This window comes from Enterobacter sp. kpr-6 (genome assembly GCF_900116015.1).
In the GTDB taxonomy this organism is placed as follows: domain Bacteria; phylum Pseudomonadota; class Gammaproteobacteria; order Enterobacterales; family Enterobacteriaceae; genus Enterobacter_D.
The window spans coordinates 471,270-489,917 of the sequence record NZ_FOYH01000003.1 but is presented as its reverse complement, the minus strand read 5'-3'; the positions used below and the strand labels follow the sequence as shown (position 1 = coordinate 489,917).

At 52.3% G+C, this 18,648-nt stretch carries 20 protein-coding genes, 1 pseudogene and 1 riboswitch; of the genes and pseudogenes, 12 read left to right on the top strand and 9 right to left on the bottom strand.

Annotated features, from left to right (window positions below):
- Positions 1-11: 11 nt before the first annotated feature.
- Entirely contained in the window at positions 12-995 is a 984-nt protein-coding gene (locus BM373_RS11270) for a VirK/YbjX family protein (RefSeq protein WP_090461525.1), read from the bottom strand.
- Positions 996-1,100: 105 nt separating this feature from the next.
- Here BM373_RS11270 and pphA point away from each other — a divergent pair, with 105 nt between their 5' ends.
- Positions 1,101-1,763, top strand: a complete 663-nt coding sequence (pphA, locus tag BM373_RS11265; protein ID WP_305728279.1) for a protein-serine/threonine phosphatase — start codon at positions 1,101-1,103, stop codon at positions 1,761-1,763.
- Here pphA and BM373_RS11260 read toward each other — a convergent pair whose 3' ends face one another.
- The 5 genes from BM373_RS11260 to yebS all read right to left on the bottom strand — a co-directional run bounded on the left by BM373_RS11260 (position 1,764) and on the right by yebS (position 7,818).
- Positions 1,764-1,955 (bottom strand): YdfD/YebW family protein, encoded by a 192-nt coding sequence (locus BM373_RS11260; RefSeq protein ID WP_090461523.1) that lies wholly within the window; start codon positions 1,953-1,955, stop codon positions 1,764-1,766. It abuts the gene before it with no gap.
- Between the two features lie 104 nt (positions 1,956-2,059).
- A complete protein-coding gene (locus BM373_RS11255) occupies positions 2,060-2,299 on the bottom strand; it encodes a DUF1480 family protein (RefSeq protein ID WP_090461522.1) in 240 nt (79 codons plus the stop codon).
- A gap of 113 nt (positions 2,300-2,412) precedes the next feature.
- Positions 2,413-3,852: a 16S rRNA (cytosine(1407)-C(5))-methyltransferase RsmF gene (gene rsmF / locus BM373_RS11250; protein ID WP_177220145.1), complete on the bottom strand. Its 1,440-nt coding sequence runs from the start codon at positions 3,850-3,852 to the stop codon at positions 2,413-2,415.
- 80 nt (positions 3,853-3,932) lie between these two features.
- Positions 3,933-6,566, bottom strand: a complete 2,634-nt coding sequence (locus tag BM373_RS11245) for a PqiB family protein (protein ID WP_177220144.1) — start codon at positions 6,564-6,566, stop codon at positions 3,933-3,935.
- Positions 6,535-7,818, bottom strand: a complete 1,284-nt coding sequence (gene yebS / locus BM373_RS11240) for a membrane integrity lipid transport subunit YebS (protein WP_090461519.1) — start codon at positions 7,816-7,818, stop codon at positions 6,535-6,537. Before yebS ends, BM373_RS11245 begins: the two co-directional genes overlap by 32 nt.
- Positions 7,819-7,948: 130 nt before the next feature.
- On the opposite strand from yebS, the gene BM373_RS11235 reads away from it, so the two are divergent.
- From BM373_RS11235 to kdgR, 5 genes are all read left to right on the top strand, one after another.
- Positions 7,949-8,446, top strand: a complete 498-nt coding sequence (locus tag BM373_RS11235) for a GAF domain-containing protein (RefSeq protein ID WP_090461518.1) — start codon at positions 7,949-7,951, stop codon at positions 8,444-8,446.
- A gap of 97 nt (positions 8,447-8,543) precedes the next feature.
- Positions 8,544-9,236 carry an RNA chaperone ProQ gene (gene proQ / locus BM373_RS11230; protein WP_090461517.1) on the top strand — a complete coding sequence of 231 codons (693 nt, stop codon included), beginning with the start codon at positions 8,544-8,546 and terminating at the stop codon, positions 9,234-9,236.
- Between the two features lie 19 nt (positions 9,237-9,255).
- Complete coding sequence (gene prc / locus BM373_RS11225; protein ID WP_090461516.1) at positions 9,256-11,304, top strand: carboxy terminal-processing peptidase; 2,049 nt, start codon at positions 9,256-9,258, stop codon at positions 11,302-11,304.
- A 191-nt stretch (positions 11,305-11,495) separates the two neighbouring features.
- Positions 11,496-12,377: a protease HtpX gene (htpX, locus tag BM373_RS11220; RefSeq protein WP_090461515.1), complete on the top strand. Its 882-nt coding sequence runs from the start codon at positions 11,496-11,498 to the stop codon at positions 12,375-12,377.
- Between the two features lie 173 nt (positions 12,378-12,550).
- Complete coding sequence (kdgR, locus tag BM373_RS11215; RefSeq protein ID WP_090461514.1) at positions 12,551-13,342, top strand: DNA-binding transcriptional regulator KdgR; 792 nt, start codon at positions 12,551-12,553, stop codon at positions 13,340-13,342.
- Positions 13,343-13,393: 51 nt separating this feature from the next.
- Here the strand turns inward: kdgR and BM373_RS11210 are convergent, their stop codons facing one another.
- Positions 13,394-13,633: a YobH family protein gene (locus tag BM373_RS11210; protein ID WP_090461513.1), complete on the bottom strand. Its 240-nt coding sequence runs from the start codon at positions 13,631-13,633 to the stop codon at positions 13,394-13,396.
- 161 nt (positions 13,634-13,794) lie between these two features.
- Between BM373_RS11210 and mgrB the strand changes: the two genes are divergently transcribed.
- The 6 genes and pseudogenes from mgrB (at position 13,795) to rlmA (ending at position 17,198) form a co-directional block, all read left to right on the top strand.
- Positions 13,795-13,938 (top strand): PhoP/PhoQ regulatory lipoprotein MgrB, encoded by a 144-nt coding sequence (gene mgrB / locus BM373_RS11205; RefSeq protein ID WP_090461512.1) that lies wholly within the window; start codon positions 13,795-13,797, stop codon positions 13,936-13,938.
- Positions 13,939-14,012: 74 nt separating this feature from the next.
- Positions 14,013-14,297 carry a YebO family protein gene (locus BM373_RS11200; RefSeq protein ID WP_090461511.1) on the top strand — a complete coding sequence of 95 codons (285 nt, stop codon included), beginning with the start codon at positions 14,013-14,015 and terminating at the stop codon, positions 14,295-14,297.
- Positions 14,298-14,317: 20 nt separating this feature from the next.
- Positions 14,318-15,322, top strand: a complete 1,005-nt coding sequence (locus BM373_RS11195) for an MBL fold metallo-hydrolase (protein WP_090461510.1) — start codon at positions 14,318-14,320, stop codon at positions 15,320-15,322.
- Positions 15,323-15,836: 514 nt separating this feature from the next.
- Positions 15,837-15,981 (top strand): annotated as a pseudogene (locus BM373_RS11190) (DUF2627 domain-containing protein).
- Between the two features lie 12 nt (positions 15,982-15,993).
- Positions 15,994-16,203, top strand: coding sequence for a transcription antiterminator/RNA stability regulator CspE (gene cspE, locus BM373_RS11185; RefSeq protein WP_001062678.1), 210 nt, complete (start codon positions 15,994-15,996; stop codon positions 16,201-16,203).
- A 179-nt stretch (positions 16,204-16,382) separates the two neighbouring features.
- Entirely contained in the window at positions 16,383-17,198 is an 816-nt protein-coding gene (rlmA, locus tag BM373_RS11180) for a 23S rRNA (guanine(745)-N(1))-methyltransferase (RefSeq protein ID WP_090461508.1), read from the top strand.
- On the opposite strand, the gene mntP is transcribed toward rlmA, so the two are convergent.
- Positions 17,195-17,758 (bottom strand): manganese efflux pump MntP, encoded by a 564-nt coding sequence (gene mntP, locus BM373_RS11175; protein ID WP_143102648.1) that lies wholly within the window; start codon positions 17,756-17,758, stop codon positions 17,195-17,197. The two genes, rlmA and mntP, sit on opposite strands and share 4 nt — an antisense overlap.
- A 1-nt stretch (position 17,759) precedes the next feature.
- Positions 17,760-17,941: riboswitch (yybP-ykoY riboswitch) on the bottom strand.
- A gap of 185 nt (positions 17,942-18,126) precedes the next feature.
- Positions 18,127-18,597, bottom strand: a complete 471-nt coding sequence (locus BM373_RS11165) for a DUF986 family protein (RefSeq protein ID WP_090461507.1) — start codon at positions 18,595-18,597, stop codon at positions 18,127-18,129.
- Between the last annotated feature and the right edge of the window lie 51 nt (positions 18,598-18,648).

Here is an 18,648-nt window from a genome sequence, read left to right as displayed (position 1 = left end):
GGGCATACAGATTACTCGAACAGCGCGGAGAGGCTCTCCTGAACGCCGTCCAGCAGGGCAAAGCGGCGGCGATATTCGGCGCGTTTTTTGCTGGCGATGCTTTCAATAGATTTGCGTTCAGGTTGCAGCGGTAACTGCCAGCGCCATGCGCCGTCCTGTTTGCCCTCGATGGAGGCCCAGAACTCATCGTAACTGGCGTGGAAATGGCGTCCTTTGCTGAAGCGATAACGTAAGGCACGGAACACATGCCCGTTATCACTGACGCCAGAAATGGCCTGAATATCCGTGAGTTTTGCCAGCTGCCAGATGGCTTCCATCAGCATGCGTTTTGGGAAAACCCCGTAGCAGGCGCGGGTGGCAATTTTAATGACCTCATGGGAAACGCTGCGGCGCGGTCCCTGCAAACCACCAATCACCAGCGTGCGCTGGCCTTTTTCCTGCGCCACGCTAAAGGTCGCGCTGGCCAGCAGGGTGTTATTGCCGTCATATAACCACAGGGTGCTTTCACCTTCGCGCTCGGCTTTTTGCGCACAGGAGGCATACAGCGAAAAGGTCGCCTCGTCTTTACCGGCAAAGGTCAGCAGCGGCATCGGTGTTGGCGCTGTCAGCGCCTCCGCGAGCACGGGCGATTGCAGGCTGTCGATATAATCGTAATGACTGATGATCGCATTGGCACGGCTTGCAGGGTTAAGCCCACGCGTCAGATATTGACGGTGCGATTTACTCGGCAGCGTCGTTTGCGCGCTGAGCAGACGATCAAAACCGGGGCGCTGCGACAGGCTGGTGAGCATTTTCACCGTTGACGGCCAGTACATGAGCGTACGCAGCAGGAATTTCAGGCGATAGTCACGCTTACGCCAGATTGGGCCGGGAACAAGTCGGCCATGAACTAAATCGGAAATAAGGTGCGGATGAGACGGCGATGGCGCGTCAATGTGCAGAGTGGAATTTGTCACAACGATAACCTCTATAATTTTGGCTATTTTAGAGGTCATAGCCCGATTACTTAACGCCCGGCAGGGGTTTATTTAGCTTTCGTTTAAGATTGATTGAGGTTGGACAGACTTTCGCCGCAGGATAACTCGCGCTGCCTATACTGAATAAAAAAGGGGGCGACTATGTACCAACGCATTGAGGGGCGCAACTGGCGACATATCTGGATCGCAGGCGATATTCATGGCACTTATCAGCAATTAATCAGCGCACTGCGCGCGCGAAAATTTAATCCGTATAAGGATTTACTTATCAGCGTCGGCGATCTGATCGATCGCGGGCCGCAAAGTCTGGAGTGCCTGGCATTGCTGCGCCGCGCCTGGTTTCGCGCTGTGCGAGGCAATCACGAGCAAATGGCCATTGACGGGTTAACGTCCGGGGATATTTCGCTGTGGTTAATGAATGGCGGACAATGGTATACCCGCCTGCCGGATGACAAAAAACAGGCTGCCCGCGAGGCAATAATGGCGTGTGAACAGTTGCCTTATATTATTGAAGTGAACTGCGGTGAAACCACGCATATTATCGCCCATGCAGATTACCCTTCGCCTGAATATGCCTGGCAAAAAAGCGTCGATAAGCAGGCCATATTATGGCACCGCGGGAGATTAAACGGTCATTTCTCGGGGAAAAGTGCGGTTATTAAAGGAGCCGATCATTTCTGGTTTGGCCATACGCCGTTAAAGCACCGTTATGACGCAGAAAATCAGCATTATATTGATACCGGCGCGGTAATGGGGGGCGAACTGACGCTGGTAAAAATCCAGTAATCAAAAATCGCTGTATTCCTGCGCCGGACGCCAGAAGCCATCAATAAAATCTTCAACCGGATAGCAGCCGCCATGACGCATACGCTGATCCTCCATCGCCACCAGGCATTGTTGCTCGGTGTTAAAAACATCGACAACGATGTCATCACACCCACCGTCCAGGTAACAAACAAATAATACCAGTGCGAACATTACATCCTCAGTTCAAAACATTAAGAGATAAGTGTAGGGGATGAATGTAATGAGGGGAAACCAGACGGGATAAATAACCCGCCCTGGCGGCGGGTTCTTTGCGATCAGGCAAGGCGCATGATCCAGGTATCAGATTGTTGATCGTAATGCTCGCGATAAAGGACAGAATGCTCTCCATCAAGGAGCGCCGGGATGCTGGTGTCCGCGTCCCATGCGTCAAGCTGCATGCATAAATCCGGATCGGAACTACAGGGAATGCGCAATGTCCGTTGACCCTGCTGATCGCCTTGCAGCTCAGCATCGTCGATTTCAAAAGCGCCAATTCGCACGCTGGTTTTCGTCATAATGCTCTCCGTTCAGTTGCCAAATGTGGTACGACCAGTAAAGTCACCCATTTTTTAGCCTGGTTCAATTACGCAGAAAGTGCCAGTCAGAATGTGCTTAATTTCGCGCCGGGCTACGCCTTGCCCGCGAACAAACGCCCGTCACGCACCAGCTCGCGTGGATAACTGTTTTTCAGGCGTGAGCCGACTTTTTTTGCCAGGCCCAGCGGCTGGCCCTGGAACGTCACGATCGCATCATCCTGCGCGGGTGAGTTTTCAGGGTAGACATCGCGCCCGCGGTACCACTCCTGCGCTTCCTCGTGGGTGAGGGCAAAAGCATGCGGGTTATCCGAACCGGCCAGTGCAATCACGGCTTCATGCTGCCAGCGAAAACCTTTGTTGTGTACATCAGCCAGTTTAATGCCGATACGCGAAAAACGAACTTTACCGATTAACGGTTCGATTTCAGCCGGAAACAGCCAGATCTCTTTATCACGCTGCCACAGGCGCTGGGTTTCGTCCCAGTGCAGACCGACGCTGGCAGCCGCCTGGATGACATTCTGACTTTCACGCGTTTTCATCGGCGTAAACGGGAAGTTGCCGACTTTATAGCCCGGTGCAGGCAGCGGCTCAACGGCGGCGGTTTTACGCAGGCGGGCAACAAAAAAGCCCTCGCAGTCGAAAATCTGCGGGAAGACGTGTAAGAAACCTTCCCCGGTTAACGCGCTGGCGGCACCCTCAAACAGATCCTCCAGAGAGTCAAATTCCACCGCATCCGGGTACTTTTCTTTCAGCCAGCCGCAGATCGCTTCGTTCTCATCGCGATTGAGCGTGCAGGTAGAGTACACCAGTGTGCCGCCAGGACGCAGCGCATGGAACGCGCTGTCAATCAGCTCGCGCTGGGTAGCGGCAATCTCCTGGTTACTGGCCACGGACCAGTTTTTTAAGGCATCGGGATCTTTTCGCACCACCCCTTCACCGGAACAGGGCGCATCCAGCAGGATGGCGTCAAACGCTTCCGGGAGGGCGGCACCAAATACCCGGCCATCGAAATGGGTCAGGGCCACATTGTGGATCCCACAGCGGCTGATATTCGCATGCAGGACTTTGACCCGGCTGGCGGAGTACTCGTTGGCGAGGATCGCCCCGCGATTGCCCATCCGCGCGGCGATTTGCGTGGTTTTAGAACCGGGTGCGGCGGCCACGTCCATTACCCGTACAGGCTGATTGTCAGCGGCAAACAGCGCTGAAACGGGCAGCATGGAGCTGGCTTCCTGAATATAAAAAAGTCCGCTCAGATGCTCGGCGGTACTGCCGAGCGGCAGCGCGTCTTCATCTTCCCGCTCGATCCAGAAGCCTTCTTCACACCAGGGGATCGGCGTGAGTTGCCAGCCATAAGGCGACACCAGCTCAAGAAAAGCAGCAACAGAAATTTTAAGCGTATTGACGCGAATACTGCGGCGCAGCGGGCGCTGACAGGCTGCAATGAAGGCGTCAAAAGAGAGGTGCGCGGGCATCGCTTCGCGCATTTGAGCTAAGAATTCGTCAGGAAAATAAACAGCGTTGTGTGCCACAGACCGTATCACCAGCAATAAAACAGGCGCGCAGTGTAGCACAAAGGCTCCGGCGCGGGCACGCCGGAGCCGGGATCACGCTAACGGGGAAGGGCGGTGCCCCACTCGCGCCACTCTTTAGGTTCACTCTCCAGCAACAGGAAGTGTTTATCCGCCTGCGCTTTCGGTGCCAGCGGCGTGCCTGGCGGTGTCGCAAAAGCAATGCCGCCGCGGATGAACTGGTTAAAGGTGCCGGTTTTCACCACCCCGCCGACCAGACCGAAATCAAGCGAGTAACCGGATGCCAGCCAGAAGACGGAGTTGTTGCGCACCAGATGCTGATAACGCTTACTGATACGCAGCCCAACCATCACGCGATCGGACAGCGAACCGAGCGACAGACCGGTCACCGTACCCACTTCCATGCCGCGGAATAAGACCGGCGTGCCGATATTCAGTCCGCCTGCATCCGGCACTTCCACCACAATGCTCAGACCGTCGAGATAGCGCGAGTCGGCGATAGTCGCTTCCTGCAATTCAAAATCACGCCGTGCATTGCCACGACCCGGTTCTACGTTGATGTAAGGCGATAAAATGGTGTCCAGGTGTTCAACGCCCGCAGCCGAAATTTGCGGGGTGATCACCGAGAAACGCGTGCCGGTACGGGCGAACGTGCGGACATATTCCGGGTAGAGCACCGCTTTTGCCTGCACTTCATTGCGCTCAGTAATGAGCTGCAACTCCTGCACCTGGCCGATATCGATACCCAGATATTTAATCGGCATTCCCTCGGAGAGTTTCCCGGCGTCAAACGCATGCAGCGTAATTTGCCCACCTACCGCGCGCGCGGCAGTTTCGGAAGGGAAGAGGGGGCGTTTGTCGCCTTTACGGGCGGACGCGCTGGCACCGGAAAGGTTATCAAAGCTGATCGCCCCTTTCAGCGCGCGCGACAGCGGGGAGGCCTGCACCGTCAGACCACTGCCGTTAAGCTGCACTTTCGCGCCGCCTTCTGCCCAGAACACGCTGTTGGAGGTCAGCAGCGAGCGATATTCCGGCTTGATGTGAAGCTGGATATCAAACGCGTTAGCGCGCGGCGTGACGGTAATGACTTCACCCACTTCAAATTTCCGGTACAGCACCACCGAACCGGCCTGCACGTCAGGCAGGGTTTCAGCGGTGAGCGTCAGCGTGGTGGTCGGCAGATCGCCTAAGCTGTTTTCCAGCGCTTTATCGAGATTAGCGAACAGCGGATAGCTGGTTTTCATCGCGCCTTTATCGCCTGGCAGGATACGGATCCCACCGCTCAGCCATTCATTGGCGCTGGCGGCAAGAAACTCCACGCCATCCAGCCCCACTTTGACATCGACGCGGCTGTTCACCACAAACTTGCTGTCGCCGTGGACCAGTTCACGGTATTGCGGATCGAGCGCGACGGCGAAGGAGACGCCTTTTTCGCTGAGATTACGCTCCAGCACCTGACCGACCTGCACGCCGTGCAGGATCACCGGCTGGCCGGCATCGATGCCGTAGCTTTCAGGCGCGGTTAATGTCAGGGTGATGACGCCGGGCTCCTGTAACAGCGTTTTATCGGCGGGTAGCACCACAAAGTGATCGCGCGGTTCACCTTCGCCCGGCACCAGTTCCAGCGTACTGCCCGTAAGGAGTGAGCTTACGCTGGCGTTATTTAACGACAGTTTGGGATTACGCATCTCAATGCGTGTGTTATCCCGCAGCAGATTCACCACACCCGGATCAACGGTCATTTCACCGGTGACCATTCCGCCTGGATTGAGATCCAGTTTGGTTAATTCGCCGACTTCCAGCCCCTGATACATCAGCGGCGTGGAGTTCGCCTTCAGGCCTTGTCCGCCGGGCAAATCAAGTTTGATCAATACACCACGCTGGCTGTGCGCTAAATCTTCGTACAGCCCAAATTCATCTTCCGGCTCCGCTGGTTTTGAGTTGTCCGGAGAATCGAACGCCACGGCACCGTTCACCAGCGAAGCGAGACTTTCCAGCTCCACTTTAGCGCCGCTAAGACCCACATCGGCTTTTACCCCGGAAACGTTCCAGAAGCGGCTGCCCTTTTTCACCAGATGAGTGAAGCGGCGCTCGATGAGCACATCAATGGTCACACCCTGTTTATTGCTGTTAATGGTGTAATCATAAACGCGCCCGACCGGGATTTTACGGAAATAGACCAGCGAACCGCTGCTGAGCGACCCGAGATCGGGCGCATGCAGGTGGATCATCAGCTCGCCGTTATTCAGCCGGTATTTGGGCTGCGTATCCAGCGCGGTGAAATGATCCTGCGGTTCGCCTTTGCCTGGCATCATGCCAATGTAGTTACCGCCCACCAGCGCATCCAGCCCGGAAATGCCCGCCAGTGACGCTTTTGGCGTGACCAGCCAGAACTGGGTATCGTTGCGCAGGGCATCTTTCATGTCCGATTTGATGCTGGCCCGCACTTCGATTTTATTGAGCTTTTCGCTCAGGCGAATGTCCTGAACGGTACCCACTTCTACCCCCTGGTAGCGTACCGGCGTGCGGCCCGCCACGATGCCGTCGGCAGAAATGAAATCAATGGTGATGGTATTTCCGCGATCTTCATAACTGCTCCAGATAAGCCAGCCTGCAATCATTAATGCAATGACAGGCAACAACCAGAAAGGTGAAATGCGGCGTTTTGTTTTAATGCGCGCTTCAGTCGGCGAAGCGGGGGTTTCCTGACTCATGTGCATCCCAAAGTAAGCGGCTGTCCAGCCATTCCACAGCAAGAATAGTCAAAATTACCGCTGCGCCGAAATAAAACGCAGCTGGCCCCATCGTAAAAGCGAGTAATTGATCGCGGTTAATCAATGACATTGTCAGCGAGATAACAAACAAATCCAGCATTGACCAGCGGCCAATCCAGGTCACGAGGCGCAACAATAACACGCGGGTTCGCAATCCCTGTTCACATTTAAAATGAATGCTGACCAGCAGTGTAAACATCACAATGACTTTGGTAAACGGCACGAGAATACTGGCGATAAAGACAATGCCGGCGATAGCGATATTGCTGTCGGCCAGCGAGAAGATCCCGGACATAATGGTATCGGCTTGCCGTTGCCCGTTAACGTAAATAATGGAAATGGGCAGCAGGTTAGCCGGGATTAAAAACACGATTGAGGCCAGCAGCGCCGCCCAGCATTTTTGAATGCTCTGACGCCGACGATGGCGCAGCGGAATATGACAGCGCGGGCAGCGTCCACGCGCATCCGGCAAGCCGGTAAAATGGCAGCCGAGGCAGACGCGGAGATTTTCATGGGGACGCGTGGCGGGGCGCTGGGGATAAAACCGTTCCCATAGCTGCTCAACGTTCAGATGGATGAGCGTCAGGATGCTTAACAGCACCAGCGCAATGAACGCGAAAAGGCCCATGCCCGCCTGCAGGTACGCATAATCCTGCACTTTGATCGACGCCACGCCAATGCCGACCAGATAGATGTCGAGCATCACCCACTCTTTAAGCCGTTCAAGCATCAGCAATACCGGGCGCAGATTCATGCCGAGAATATTGCCAAACCAGAGGTAGGCGATGGAGGCGACAAGGATCAGCGGCGCGCCCACGGTGCAGAACAGAACCATAGCGGCGGTCAATGGATCACCTTGCGCTGTCATTTGCCAGATACCCATCAGCAGATTGGCATCGATGCGCACCCCGAGCAGGTAAAAACGCAGCAGCGGTTCGCTCCAGGCAAATGGCATAAGCAACAGCATCGTGACAGCCATTGCCGCCAGACGAGTCAGTGACCAGTCGCGCCCGTCGCGAATTTTGGCGTCACAACACGGACACCATGCGCTTTGATGCGATTTCATCACAGGTAACGCAAAAAGCGTATCGCACTGCGGGCAACGCTGATAATGTGCACGTGGCAAAGGGTCGCCTACCGCATGGACGATGATTTTTTTATCAGGGGCTACCTGTGGAATTCTTAAAACCATGGATTATTCAGGCCAGTGTTCGGGTAGATCTATATTAACTCATGAATGGATTATCTTGAGCATGAACGCATTTAATGCTTATTTTAATAGGCAAAGCAGGTTTTTTGTAAGACAACCAAGTGATTAAATAATGACCAAAGAACAATTTTACGCGGATCTGAACCGCGACTTTCAGGCGCTAATGGCAGGTGAAACCAGTTTTTTAGCAACGCTTTCAAATACCAGTGCGCTGCTGTTTGAGCGTCTGGAAGGCGTAAACTGGGCCGGTTTTTATCTGCTGGAAGGCGATACGCTGGTGTTAGGCCCCTTCCAGGGCAAGATCGCCTGCGTGCGGATCCCGGTAGGACGTGGTGTGTGTGGCACAGCGGTGGCGCAAAATAGCGTCCAGCGAGTGGAAGACGTACATGCTTTTGATGGTCATATCGCCTGCGATGCGGCCAGTAATTCTGAAATCGTCCTGCCACTGGTGGTGGATGAGCAGGTTATTGGCGTTCTGGATATCGACAGCACGGTGTTTTCACGCTTCACCGTTGAGGATGAGCAGGGGTTGCGCACGCTGGTTTCACAGCTTGAAGGTGTTCTTGCAGCAACCGATTTTAAAAAATTCTTTGCGAGCGACGCAGGATAATCAACGGATAACGTAGCATTTACTGATGGCGTCATTATAATGACGCCTGTTCATGCCTGCGGCTTGTTGGCAACGTCCGTTGTAATCAGGAAATTTCATGGAAAATCAACCTAAGTTGAATAGCAGTAAAGAAGTTATCGCTTTTTTGGCCGAACGCTTTCCCCACTGTTTCAGTGCTGAAGGCGAAGCGCGTCCCCTGAAAATTGGTATTTTTCAGGATTTAGTCGAACGTGTTGAAGGCGAGATGAGTCTCAGCAAAACTCAACTGCGTTCTGCTTTGCGTCTTTATACTTCCAGTTGGCGCTATCTGTACGGCGTTAAAGCTGGCGCGATTCGTGTCGATCTCGATGGCAACCCATGCGGTGAGCTGGAAGAGCAACATGTTGAGCACGCCCGTAAGCAACTCGAAGAAGCCAAAGCGCGTGTTCAGGCCCAGCGCGCTGAACAACAAGCGAAAAAGCGTGAAGCTGCCGCTGCTTCTGGAAGTCAGGAAGAAGAATCACCGCGCCGCGAACGTAAACCCCGCCCGGCACCGCGCCGTAAAGAGGGTGGCGATCGCAAACCGCGTGCTGACAAACCTGTCGCTAAACCACCGCGTGCACCGCGTGAAGAGCCGCAACACACGCCAGTATCAGATATTTCTGTGCTGAATGTGGGGCAGAGCCTCAAGGTGAAAGCAGGCAATAATGCTATGGACGCCACAGTAGTGGAAATCACCAAAGATGGCGTTCGTGTACAGCTGACTTCTGGTATGTCAATGATTGTACGCGCAGAACACTTGCTGTTCTGAAACGGAGGCCAAGCCTGGCATGAACACTTTGTTTAAGCGCACCGCGTTGGCTGGCCTGTTCCTGATTGCAGGGCAGGCTTTCGCCGTTGAAGATATTACGCGTGTTGACCAGATTCCGGTTCTTAAGGAAGAAACGCAGCATGCAACGGTGAGTGAGCGTGTTACTTCACGCTTTACCCGTTCCCACTATCGCCAGTTCGACCTCGATCAGGCATTTTCTGCAAAAATTTTCGATCGCTACTTAAACCTGCTGGATTACAGCCACAACGTGCTGCTGGCAAGCGACGTCGAACAGTTTGCGAAAAAGAAAAGCGTTATCGGCGATGAACTGCGCTCCGGGAAACTCGACGTTTTCTACGATCTGTATAATCTGGCGCAAAAACGCCGTTTTGAACGCTACCAGTACGCCTTAAAAGTGCTGGAGCGACCAATGGATTTCAGCGGCAACGACACTTTCAATATTGATCGCAGCAAAGCGCCGTGGCCGAAAGACGAAGCTGAACTGAATGCGCTGTGGGATGCCAAGGTTAAGTTCGATGAACTGAGTCTTAAGCTTACCGACAAAAACGATAAAGAAATTCGCGAAACCCTGACGCGTCGTTATAAATTTGCGATCCGTCGTCTGGCGCAAACGAACAGCGAAGATGTGTTCTCGCTGGCGATGACCGCTTTCGCGCATGAGATCGATCCGCATACCAACTATTTATCACCGCGTAACACCGAGCAGTTCAACACCGAAATGAGCCTTTCACTGGAAGGGATTGGTGCGGTACTGCAAATGGATGATGATTACACGGTCATCAACTCCATGGTGGCGGGCGGTCCTGCGGCGAAAAGTAAAGCTATCAGCGTCGGCGATCGTATCGTCGGTGTTGGCCAGACCGGCCAGGGTATGGTTGATGTTATCGGCTGGCGTCTTGATGACGTAGTGGCACTGATTAAAGGGCCGAAAGGCAGTAAAGTGCGTCTTGAAATCCTTCCGGCTGGCAAGGGCACCAAAACGCGCATTGTCACCCTCACGCGTGAGCGCATTCGCCTTGAAGACCGAGCGGTGAAAATGTCGGTGAAAACTGTCGGCAAAGAAAAAGTCGGCGTGCTGGACATCCCTGGCTTCTACGTGGGCCTGACCGATGACGTTAAAGTGCAGCTTCAGAAGCTGGAAAAACAGAACGTCAGCAGCGTGATCATCGATCTGCGCACCAACGGCGGTGGCGCACTGACCGAAGCGGTTTCGCTGTCGGGTCTGTTTATTCCATCTGGCCCGGTTGTGCAGGTGCGGGATAATAACGGCAAAGTGCGTGAAGACAGCGACACCGACGGGGTGGTCTATTACAAAGGCCCGCTGGTGGTGATGGTTGACCGCTTCAGTGCCTCGGCATCGGAAATTTTTGCCGCCGCAATGCAGGATTATGGCCGTGCGCTGATCGTCGGTGAACCGACCTTCGGGAAAGGTACGGTGCAGCAGTACCGCTCACTGAACCGCATTTACGATCAGATGCTGCGCCCGGAATGGCCTGCGCTCGGCTCGGTTCAGTACACGATCCAGAAGTTCTATCGCGTTAACGGCGGCAGTACACAGCGTAAAGGCGTCACACCGGATATCATCATGCCGACAGGCAATGAAGAAACCGAAACCGGCGAGAAGTTTGAAGATAATGCGCTGCCGTGGGATAGCGTGAATGCGGCCACCTTCGCGAAGTATGGCGATTTAACGCCGTTTGGCGCGGAATTGATCAAAAACCACGATGAGCGCATCGCGAAGGATCCCGAGTTCCAGTACATCGTGAAGGACATTGCCCGTTTCAATGCCCTGAAGGAAAAACGCGATATCGTGTCGCTGAATCTGGCTCAACGTGAGAAAGAAAACGCGGACGAAGATGCGATTCGGCTGGCTCGCCTGAACGATCGTTTCAAACGTGAAGGGAAGCCGCTGCTGAAAAAACTCGACGATCTGCCAAAAGATTATCAGGAACCCGATCCGTATCTGGATGAGACGGTGCACATAGCACTGGACCTCTTCCACCTGGAAAAGGATAAGCCCGCAGCCCCTCCTGCTGCAGGCAAATAAATTAACAGGCACAAGAAATTGTGCCTGTTTTTTTTAACAAGCGTATCCTGGCGTAAGCATTACCCTTCAAAGTGTAAAGTTGTGTCTTTCTGGTGACTTACGAAGCACTGGTGCTTGAAAATAGCGGATATACCCATACGATGTGGGTAATCGCATAGTGCGTTTTGTTAAATTGAGGTTAAAAGAATATTATGATGCGAATCGCGCTTTTCCTGTTGACCAACCTGGCCGTCATGGTGGTGTTCGGGCTGGTGTTAAGCCTGACAGGTATACAGTCGAGCAGCATTTCAGGCTTGTTGATCATGGCGCTGCTTTTCGGTTTTGGTGGCTCCATCATTTCGCTTTTAATGTCGAAATGGATGGCGCTGAAATCGGTAGGGGGAGAGGTTATCGAGCAGCCGCGTAACGACATGGAACGCTGGCTGATGCAAACGGTTGAGCAGCAATCCCGTCAGGCGGGCATTGCGATGCCACAGGTGGCTATCTACCACGCACCGGACATCAACGCTTTTGCGACGGGTGCCCGCCGCGACGCCTCGCTGGTGGCGGTAAGTACCGGCCTGCTGCAAAACATGAGCCGTGATGAAGCGGAAGCGGTTATCGCGCATGAAATCAGCCATATTGCTAACGGCGACATGGTGACCATGACCCTCATTCAGGGGGTGGTTAACACCTTTGTGATCTTCATTTCACGTATTCTTGCGCAGATCGCGGCTGGTTTCCTCGGCGGCAACCGCGATGAAGGTGAAGAGAGCAACGGTAACCCGATGATTTATTTTGTGGTGGCGATGGTGCTTGAACTGGTCTTCGGCATCCTGGCGAGCATTATTACCATGTGGTTCTCGCGTCACCGTGAATTCCACGCCGATGCTGGCTCGGCCAGGCTGGTAGGGCGCGAGAAAATGATCGCCGCGCTGCAGCGTCTTAAAACCAGTTATGAACCGCAGGAAGCCAGCACCATGATGGCGTTTTGTATCAACGGTAAGTCTAAATCGCTCAGCGAGCTGTTTATGACTCACCCGCCGCTGGATAAACGTATTGAAGCACTGCGTAGCGGCGCTTACCTTAAGTAATCACCTCTGCATTTCAAAGCGCGCCCCGGGCGCGCTTTTTTTTTGAGAGTGTAATTGGCTTTATGTCGCAGAATTGTAAAGAAGAGGGCAAACTCGCATTGCGGGCGACCGGCGACGAATTTATAATAAAAACCTATTCTAATTTTTATAAAACACTGGCGATGAGGTGATTAATGGCAATCGCAGATTTGGACAAGCAGCCAGATTCTGTCTCTTCCGTTCTGAAGGTTTTTGGCATCCTACAGGCACTCGGCGAAGAGCGTGAAATCGGCATTACCGAACTGTCGCAACGGGTTATGATGTCAAAAAGCACCGTTTATCGCTTTTTGCAGACAATGAAATCGCTGGGATATGTAGCTCAGGAAGGGGAATCAGAAAAATACTCTCTCACCCTGAAGCTGTTTGAACTTGGCGCGCGTGCATTACAAAACGTGGATTTGATCCGCAGCGCCGATATTCAGATGCGCGAACTTTCTCGTTTAACCAAAGAAACCATCCACCTCGGTGCACTGGATGAAGACAGCATTGTTTACATCCACAAAATCGACTCCATGTATAACCTGCGTATGTATTCGCGCATTGGTCGCCGTAACCCGCTTTACAGCACCGCTATTGGTAAAGTGCTGCTGGCATGGCGCGATCGCGATGAAGTGAAGCAGATTCTGGAAGGCGTCGAGTACAAACAAAGTACCGACCGCACTATTACCAGCACCGAAAATCTTTTGCCAATGCTGGATATCGTGCGCGAGCAAGGGTATGGCGAAGATAATCAGGAACAGGAAGAAGGCCTGCGCTGCATCGGCGTACCGGTATTCGACCGTTTTGGCGTGGTGATTGCCGGGTTGAGCATCTCTTTCCCGACGCTGCGCTTCTCTGAAGAACGTTTGCACGAATATGTCGAAATGCTGCATACCGCGGCACGTAAAATTTCTGAGCAGATGGGCTATAACGACTACCCGTTCTGATTATTGTGAACATTCTAAAACGCCGCTTAGTTGCGGCGTTTTTTTTAGCAGTTAACCCAGACCCAGAAAGCCACTGTTTTTGCGGACCAGCGGGCAGTTTGTCAGGCTAATGATGCCCCGATCAGCGTTCAGATATTGTGCAGTACTCATTCCTTTTGAGGTGATGTACTGACACTGCACACCCAGCCCGGCAGCATTTTCGTGGCTGCCTACCAGAACGCCATGACCGCTGAGTAAAACCCCAATTCCTAAAAGAGCAACTACCATAATGGCACGAATTGTCAGGCGCATAGGAACTCCTTTTTTTGTTATAAATCACTTAAAATCCTGAAGCTTTTCATATGTCGAAACAAGTACAGCATTCTTAAAAAGTAAGTATAGCGATACAGTTAGGCCCGGTTTAACAATCGCATGTTAACCTGGTCGCAGTGAGTGTTTATGTGGAGAGTAGAGTGAGAAAAATTCGGTGGCTTATCCTCATCGCCGTGCTGGTCATTTGCCTGCTACTATGGACTCAAATGCTTAATGTCATGTGCGATCAGGATGTGCAATTTTTCAGCGGCATCTGCGTTATCAATAAATTTATCCCCTGGTAGCGGCAATTATTCAGTGAATGATTTCCTTCCTCAGCGCCAGTGGTAAGATAGCGCGTTAACTTTGAGGTGGTGAAATGAACGAAGTCCTTAATTCTGGCGCGCTTAATCTTGCGTCTTTAGTGGTTTCTCTGGTGGTGCTGGTTGCAGGTTTGCTGCTGTGGTTTTTTGTTAATCGTGCAAGTTCCCGGACCAATGAGCAGGTCGCGTTACTGGAAGCGCTGCTCGATCAGCAAAAACGGCAAACTGCGCTACTGCGCCGTCTGTGTGAAGCAAACGAACCGGAAAAACAAGAGCCTGAGCAAAAGCCTTCAGTTCAGGCTGATGGCGATGACTTTATTCGTCTGGTCGCTGAGCGGTAGGATCGAAGAAGGGAGGCGTCATGGCATGGCAAAACCCCTGGTATAATCCTGACCTGGCGCATCACACCCGTGAGGGATTCAAAAATCTCACAGACGTGAATCATCAGCCAGGAGATGTGGAGCGCTGGCGCAAAGAGCGCCGGGCCGCAGGCCTGCCTTACGCGCCACAAGGTGGCTATGACGCTTTCATGCAGCAGTGGTGGCAACGTGCTGAAATAACCGGGCATGATGACGGCGTGTGGTGGCTGGGCCATGCCAGTATGCTGTTGCGTGTTGATGGTATTTATCTGCTTACCGACCCGGTTTTTTCACACCGGGCCTCACCGGTGACGTTTACCGGGCCGACACGAAAAACGCCTCCTGCTTTACACATTGAGGATTTGCCTGCACTTGATGCCATCCTCATCTCCCATAATCACTACGATCATCTTGATACCCGCACGCTACGTGCGCTGCTTAAGCGTTTTCCTGACATCACGCTTTTTGTGCCGCTGGGCCTGGGCGACTGGTGCCGACGCCGGGGCGTGCGCCATGTTATTGAGCTGGACTGGTGGCAACAGAGCTGTTTTAAAGGTCTGACGTTAACGGCAGTGCCCGCGCAGCACTGGAGTATGCGCACTCTCTGGGATCGCAATCGCACATTGTGGTGTGGCTGGGTCGTTGAATCCACCCGCCAGCGTTTCTGGTTCGCAGGCGATACAGGCTATACACCCGATTTAATGGAAATCCCCCAACGTCTCGGGCCGGTAGATGTTGCTGCTTTGCCGGTAGGGGCTTATGCACCACGATGGTTCATGTCCATTCACCATATGGATCCGCAGCAAGCGGTAGCGCTATGGCAGCAACTTGGACAGCCTCTGGCTTTTCCGATCCACTGGGGCGTGTTTGAACTGGCTGATGAATCTCTGGATGAACCTGTTCATGAACTGCAAAAGGTATTAAGCGAGACGGCAGACGCAGGTGATAACTTCCGTATCCTTAAAATTGGTCAGTATTTATCCCTTTCATCCAGAAGTATGATTTAAGCAATTGCTTATTAATAATATGTCCAAAGACTACCAATATTAAATTTCTCAGCGAAACGTTTTTATTGCTTTAAGATGATGCAGTGTCATTAAACTTTCATTATTTTGGTGCAGAGGGGGCGACTAATTGAACAACAATTATTCAGCGCCCAATCTAAGATTAATCCTATCTGGCATTTGCAATTCATCCATTCTTCTTATAGCGTTAAAAAGCATAACGATATAGATAAATGTTTAAGGATATACGCTATATTATATCAATGACTTAGAGCGATTTTGGACTTGCAAACCCTTACGGCAACAGGCGAGCCCGCGTAGCGACTGAGTTCAGGTAATATACACAGCCTCCGAAACATTTAGCCTGTTTTGCGAGTTAATTCGCATAATTGTGCAGCGAGTGTTCTTTTAGCGTAAGAATTTGTGCGACTGATCCAGACACCTATAAAAATGGCTTGCCATATTTGTTGTTGTATGTGATAACACGTCGTGGGTCAAACGAGGTACACTTCTGTTTATGTGTGGCATTTTCAGTAAAGAAGTCCTGAGTAAACACGTTGTCGTTGAATACTGCTTCTCTGCCGAACCTTATATTAGTGCCTCATGCAGTAATGTCTCAGTTTTATCTAAGTTAATGCCTGCGGGCTAAGAAAACACTCTAAGGAATTTTGCAAATGGCAAAGATTAAAGGTCAAGTTAAGTGGTTCAACGAGTCTAAAGGTTTTGGTTTCATTACTCCGGCTGACGGCAGCAAAGATGTGTTCGTACACTTCTCTGCTATCCAGGGTAACGGCTTCAAAACTCTGGCTGAAGGCCAGAACGTTGAGTTTGAAATTCAGGACGGCCAGAAAGGCCCGGCAGCAGTTAACGTTACTGCTATCTGATTTCTGTCACTGACTTCGCATCAATGTCAGCATAAAGCCTCGCCTGGTGCGGGGCTTTTTAATGCCTGACTTTCGGGCTGACTAAATCCTGGTTCGCAACCATTTCCCACACGCTTAAGCATTCCCCGTACGATCGAATGGCGGTACACTTTCGCCCTTTATGATTGCCCGGAGTCACCATGTCTTTCACTTGCCCTCTTTGCCACGCGCCGTTGCGTCGTACTGAAGCCAGTTTTATTTGTCCGCAGCGCCATCAGTTCGATCTGGCAAAAGAAGGGTATGTCAATTTGCTGCCCGTTCAGCATAAACGTTCCCGTGAACCGGGAGACAGTGCGGAAATGATGCAGGCACGCCGGGCTTTTCTGGATGCGGGTCATTACCAGCCGCTGCGGGAAGCCATCAGTCAGCAACTGGAAATGCGTTTACCGGCCAGTGCGCAGGCACTTCTGGACATTGGCTGCGGGGAAGGGTACTACACTCACGCATTCGCGCAGACGGCCAGCCATCATGGTGCGCAAACTTTCGGGCTGGATGTCTCGAAGGCGGCGATACGCGCTGCCGCAAAACGTTATCCGCAGGTCACTTTCTGCGTCGCTTCCAGTCATCGTTTGCCTTTTGAAGACAGCAGTATGGATGCCGTGGTGCGTATTTATGCGCCCTGTAGCGCTCAGGAGCTGGCACGAGTGGTGAAACCCGGCGGTTGGGTCATCACCGCAGCACCGGGTCCTCAGCATTTAAAGGCCCTGAAGGGGCTGATTTATGATGAAGTGCAGCTACATGCGCTGCAAACCGAAGAGATTACCGGATTCACCCTGAGGGATCATATTGCGCTCGGCTATATCATGAACCTGAGCGGTAAAGAAGCCGTTGCGCTGCTACAGATGACACCGTTTGCCTGGCGCGCTAAACCGGCGGTATGGGAAGAGCTGGAAAAGATGACGCAATTTGCCTGCGAAACGGACTTTAGTATTCAGTGCTGGCAGCGGGACGCTTAAGGCGCGAAATGGCTCCAGAGGATCTGCGTACCGATACCGATCAGCACAACGCCTCCCAGTATTTCTGCCCGCTTGCCTAGCAGCGGGCCAATAAAGCGACCCACCATCATTCCAAGCGTGGACATAATAAACGTCGCGCAACCGATGGCCAGCGCCGTCGTGACGATATTGACCTGTAAAAAAGCCAGTCCAACACCCACGGCCATCGCATCAAGGCTGGTAGCTATGGCTGTGGTGACCAGTAGCCAGAAACCGTGACGCTGTAAAGGGGCGTCGTCTTCACTACAGCTACGACAACCTTCCAGCACCATTCTTCCGCCGAGGAAAACCAGCAGCGCGAAGGCAATCCAGTGGTTCCATTCGAGGACAAACTGGCTGGCCAGCATGCCCAGTCCCCAGCCGATGAGAGGCGTTAAGGTTTCAATGATGCCAAAGATCAGGCCGGTGCGCAGGGCTTCAGAGAATTTGGGTTTGTGCAGGGTGGCACCTTTGCTAATAGAAGCTGCGAAAGCGTCCATAGACATGCCAAAAGCGAGCAGGAGAGTGGCTGATAACATCATAAGAGCGTCCTGACCGGGGTATCCATATAACACATCACTGCCCCCAGTAAACAGCAGTTGATGTGTCAATGGTCTCGCCTGATCAAACCGCAATTCGATCCGTACGTGCCACGTTTTGCAACGAGTATGTTGACACGCACATTTCCTGTATCCGGAAATCGGCTACTCCCCAACGACGGGCGCAACCTTAACATATTTTTAGAATATAAAACAATAACGGAATTGTATTAATCCATTGACGAGATGATAACGATTTGCATTTGGCTTAATTAGTAACATTAAGGTTAAAAAATAGGAATAACATTGCGGTTATTATTATAGCTAAGGCTATATTGCAGCGCGTTTTTTATACCGCCTCATAGCCATGGCTATATTTTAACTTCCTGATTTTGCATGAAAAGCTGGGAGATCCTCTCCAGGTCATCAATATTCTTTACCCGAATGAGTAATCGACGCTGTTCCAGTTGCATTACCAGCACGCCGTCTTCCGATAAATTCATCTTTTGTATACGGCTATATTCAATCCACACATTGGCGAAGAAAAACCCGGTTGTTTTAAAGATGATTTTTGGGGCGCGTATCCAGAACAGATAAATGGCGAGTAATACCAGAGCACATAATAACCATGTGGTTAAAACAGAACCATTATTTGTCACGTTATTATAAATAAGGATGACCAGTAGCCCGGCAAAAATGAAGCCGTCGATACGACTGCGGCGCAGCAGGGGCAGGGCCAGCAGCGTTTCACCGTGACGCTTCGGCATAATCAATTCGTCATAAATCGCCCACGCCAGGAGCGCTACTACAAACAAAATCAGTACGATATCCGTGATCGTCATTCATCCTCCCGATAAAAAAAGCCGGGGCCACAGGGCCCCGGCGCACAGCTT